General features: G+C 61.0%; 3 protein-coding genes. 2 read left to right on the top strand and 1 reads right to left on the bottom strand.

The window, feature by feature from the left end; all coding sequences use genetic code 11:
- Positions 1-35: 35 nt before the first annotated feature.
- The gene (locus tag B3V69_RS19980; protein WP_296449352.1) at positions 36-851 is read right to left on the bottom strand and encodes a crotonase/enoyl-CoA hydratase family protein; all 816 of its coding nucleotides are present in this window, start codon (positions 849-851) and stop codon (positions 36-38) included.
- 133 nt (positions 852-984) lie between these two features.
- On the opposite strand from B3V69_RS19980, the gene B3V69_RS19985 reads away from it, so the two are divergent.
- Together B3V69_RS19985 and B3V69_RS19990 are read left to right on the top strand one after the other, a co-directional pair.
- Positions 985-1,860, top strand: a complete 876-nt coding sequence (locus tag B3V69_RS19985; protein ID WP_296449355.1) for a branched-chain amino acid ABC transporter permease — start codon at positions 985-987, stop codon at positions 1,858-1,860.
- The gene (locus tag B3V69_RS19990; protein WP_296449358.1) at positions 1,857-2,933 is read left to right on the top strand and encodes a branched-chain amino acid ABC transporter permease; all 1,077 of its coding nucleotides are present in this window, start codon (positions 1,857-1,859) and stop codon (positions 2,931-2,933) included. Before B3V69_RS19985 ends, B3V69_RS19990 begins: the two co-directional genes overlap by 4 nt.
- Positions 2,934-3,000 lie beyond the last annotated feature (67 nt).

Consider the following 3,000-nt stretch of genomic DNA (forward strand, 5'->3'; position numbering starts at 1 on the left):
TGCGCATATTTCACGCGGGCTAGCGTCCGGTTTAACTAAAACCTCCCATGCCGTCCATCACCCGCGGCGAAGCGCACCGCGCCCTGCAGGCCTTCGTCGATGCACTGTCGTCCGCGCTGCCACTCCTGGTGCAGGGCCTGCGGCAGGGGCAAGTCCCACTGGGTGTAAGCACTCATGCGGTCGGCCAGCATGGTTTTTTGTGGAAAGCCGGCCAGTTGCTGCGCCAGCGCCAGCGCCGCCTCCAGCGCTTGGCCGGTGGGCACCACGCGGTTGCACAAACCCATTTGCAGCGCCTCGGGCGCTTCCACCTTGCGCCCGGTCAGAATCAGATCCATGGCATGGCCCATGCCGATCAGCCGTGGCAGGCGCACCGTGCCGCCATCGATGAGGGGCACGCCAAAGCGGCGGCAGAAAACGCCAAAGTAAGCGTCCCCTTCCATCACCCGCATATCGCACCACAGCGCGAGCTCCATGCCACCGGCCACCGCGGCGCCGCTGACTGCGGCAATCACCGGCTTGGACAACAGCAAGCGCGATGGCCCCATCGGGCCCAGCGGACCGGGTGGCGCACAGTCGTCCGGTGAAAACTCCAGCCCCGCCAGCGGGCTTGGCTGATCTGCATCGGCCTCTTCCAACAGACGGGCGCCGGCCTGCAAATCCCAGCCGGCGCAAAAGTGTCCATGAGCGCCATGAAACACCGCCACCCGCGCCTCCTCATCGGCGTCAAACGCGAGAAAAGCAGCATGCAGTTCACGCGCAGTGGCCGCGTCCACTGCATTGCGCACGTCGGGACGATTCAGCGTCACCACGCGGATGGCACCGTGCTGGCGGATATCAACAGAGTTTGTCATGGCTCACATGATGCCGTGTTTTTTTGTTTATCTGAATTCACTTGTCGTCTGACCGACAGGGGGTCGGTGAAAACCCTCTCAGCTTTCACGAGGATTACAGCTATAACCGTGCAGCAATGCAACAGGAGACAAAGTGCAGCTTCTACAACTGGTGATCAGCGGTATCGCACAAGGGTGCATTTACGGACTGATTGCGCTGGGCTTCGTGCTCATTTACAAAGCCACCGAGACCGTGAGTTTCGCGCAGGGCGAACTCATGATGCTGGGCGCCTTCGGCGGCTTGGCGGGCATGACCCTGCTCGGCTTGCCGTACTGGCTGTCGGTGCTGTGCGCCGTTGCAGGCATGGCGATTTTCGGCATGGTGCTGGAGCGCGTGGTGATCCGCCCGATTCTGGGCCAACCCGCGTTTTCCATCGTCATGCTGACCATTGGCATTGCCTATGTGGCACGGGGCATGATCACCATGATTCCCAATATCGGAACCGAGACACACACCTTGCCCGTACCGTACAAAGACCAGATCTGGCAACTGGCCGGCCTGATTCTCAACGTCGAGCAGATGGTAGTGATTGCGGCCACGGCCGTTCTGTGTGTGCTGCTGTATCTCCTGTTTCGCTATAGCAAGCTCGGTATTGCCATGCAGGCCGCGTCCCAAAACCAGCTGGCGGCCTACTACATGGGTATTCCGGTACAACGGCTCAACGGCATCGCCTGGGGGATGGCCGCGGCGGTGGCTGCCATTGCGGGCCTGCTGCTCGCGCCCATTACCTTTGTGCACGCCAACATGGGGTTTATCGGTCTCAAGGCCTTTCCGGCCGCCGTGGTGGGCGGCTTTGGCAGCTTGCCCGGCGCCATCGTGGGCGGCTTGGTGATCGGCATTGTGGAATCGCTGTCGGGCTTTTATTTGCCCGACGGCTTCAAGGATACGGCCGCCTACGTCGTTGTGCTCATCATGCTGGTCGTCAAACCCACCGGTTTGTTCGGCGAAAAGCTGAGGAAAAAAGTTTGAGATTCATTTTTAAAACCGATTACGGGCAGGACATCAATCTTGCCAAACATGGCGGCCATATCTTCTGGTACAGCGCACTCATGCTGGCGCTCGTGGCGGCGCCCTGGCTGGTGCCCGAGTACTGGCTGGCGCAGCTGACCTTTGTGCTGATTTATGCCATTGCCGGACTGGGGCTCATGCTGCTGGCGGGCTTTACCGGGCAGTTCTCGCTCGGGCACGCCGCGTTTCTGGGCGTGGGCGCCTACACCCAAGCGGTGCTGACCAACGCCGGTCTGCCGTTTCCGCTGGCACTGGCCTGCGCCGCCGGGCTGTCGGCGGCGGTCGGCCTGGTGGTGGGCTTGCCGGCACTGCGGGTCAAAGGCATCTACCTGGGCATGGCCACCCTGTCCTTCGGCTTCATCGTGGAAGAAGTGCTGGCGCGCTGGGAGTCGGTGACGGGTGGCAACGCCGGTATTCACATCAAAAAGCCTGACATGTTTGGCTGGATCTTGAACTCCGGCGAAGAGTTTTATTTTCTGTGTCTGCTGATCACGGTGCTGGCCACGCTGGGCATTCTCAATTTGCTGCGGGCCCCCACCGGACGCGCCTTTGTCGCGATTCGGGACTCCGAAATTTCGGCCCAAAGCATGGGCATTCACCTGGCGCGCTACAAGACCCTGTCATTTGCGCTGTCGGCCGCGCTGGCAGGCATCGCCGGCGCCCTGTACGCGCACAAGCTGCAATTCATTTCGCCCGACCAGTTCGACATCATGCAGTCGATTGATCTGCTGCTGATGATCGTGATTGGCGGCGTGGGCTCGGTGCACGGTGCGTTCCTGGGCGCCATCTTCCTGATCAGCATGCCGCAGGCCATCGCCATCGTCAAAGATTACCTGCCGGCCACCATCGGTCAGGCCCCCGGCCTGCAGGGACTGGTGTACGGCGTCGTGCTGGTGACCTTTGTGCTGTTCGAACCGCAAGGACTGTACGGCCGCTGGCTGAAAATCCGCACCTATTTGCAGATGTTCCCGTTCTACCGCAAAGGCATGTTCAAACGGCAAAAATCCTTCCAAAAATCGGACCGACTCAAATGAAGCAGATAAACGCCGTTCGGGCTGAGCCTGTCGAAGCCCTGAGTTCCAGGCCCGCGATCCCTTCGAC

Source organism: Rhodoferax sp. UBA5149, from assembly GCF_002413825.1.
GTDB lineage: Bacteria > Pseudomonadota > Gammaproteobacteria > Burkholderiales > Burkholderiaceae_C > Rhodoferax.

Excerpts from the sequence above, each read along its gene's own strand:
- B3V69_RS19980 (WP_296449352.1), bottom strand. The coding sequence starts at position 851 with ATGACAAACTCTGTTGATATCCGCCAGCACGGTGCCATCCGCGTGGTG.